The 1238-nt window shown below is 71.7% G+C and carries 1 protein-coding gene; it reads right to left on the bottom strand.

Annotated features, from left to right (window positions below; genetic code table 11):
- Positions 1–1238 (bottom strand): type I polyketide synthase (locus tag PJ985_RS23170; protein ID WP_271685849.1); only part of this gene is annotated, 1238 nt, incomplete at both ends.

Raw genomic sequence — 1238 nt, 5'->3', positions numbered from 1 at the left:
GGGCAGCGCCTGCATCAAACGCCCACGCGCCGACACCAAAGCGCAAGCATCATCCAGCGACAGAACCCCCGCCACATGCGCGGCCGCCACCTCACCCACCGAATGCCCCACCAGAACGTCCGGGACCACACCCCAGGACTCCACCAACCGGAACAACGCCACCTCCAGCGCAAACAAACCCGCTTGGGTGTATGCGGTGCGGTCCAGCGTCTCCCCGTCCCCGAACACCACGTGGGCCAGAGGACGGTCCAGATCCACCCGCGCGCACACCGCGTCGAACGCCTCGGCGAACACCGGGAACGTCTCGTACAACTCGCGGCCCATGCCCTCCCGTTGAGCGCCCTGGCCGGTGAACAAGAAGGCCAGTTGACCGCCGTGGGCCTCCCCGTGGAAGACCCCGGGAGCCCGGGTGCCGTCGGCGACAGCGGCCAGCCCGCCGCGCAGGCTCTCCGCGCTGTCGGCAAGGATGACGGCCCGGTGACGGAGCCGCGCTGTGCCGGTGGCCAGCGATGCGGCGATGCCGAGGGGGTCAGCCCGGCCGACGACCGCCCGCAATCGCTCGGCCCGGCCGCGCAACGCGGCGGGCGTGGCCGCGGACAGGACGAAGGGCACGGTCCCGGTGAAGCTGGTGAAGTCCTGATCGGAGGGGGGCAAGCCACCGGTTTCCTCCTGCCCGGCCGGGAGCTCCCCGGCGGGGGCCTCCTCAAGGATCGTGTGGGCGTTGGTTCCGCTCAGGCCGAACGAGGAGACAGCCGCGCGGCGCGGCCCGTCCGCTGCCGACCACGGCCGGTTGTCGGTGAGCAGGGTGATGTCGCCCGCCGCCCAGTCGACATGCGGGGTGGGGTCATCGGCGTGGAGGGTCCTGGGCAGCACGCCGTGGCGCAGCGCCATGACCATCTTGACGACGCCCGCGACGCCCGCAGCGGCCTGGGTGTGTCCGATGTTCGACTTGACCGACCCCAGACACACGGGTGTCTCGCGCTCCTGGCCGTAGGTGGCCAGCAGCGCCTCTGCCTCTATCGGATCGCCGAGCTTCGTGCCCGTACCGTGGGCCTCCACGACGTCGATGTCGGCGGGTGTCAGTCCGGCCGAGGTGAGCGCCGCGCGGATGACGCGCTGCTGGGACGGTCCGTTCGGCGCGGTCAGGCCGTTGGACGCACCGTCCTGGTTCACCGCGCTGCCCCGCACCACGGCGAGCACCTCGTGCCCGTTACGGCGCGCGTCGGACAACCGCTCCA

The sequence above is a fragment of the Streptomyces sp. ACA25 genome, assembly GCF_028200735.1.
In the GTDB taxonomy this organism is placed as follows: domain Bacteria; phylum Actinomycetota; class Actinomycetes; order Streptomycetales; family Streptomycetaceae; genus Streptomyces.
Note: the sequence above shows the minus strand (reverse complement) of the source record. Positions and strands in the feature narration are given on the sequence as shown.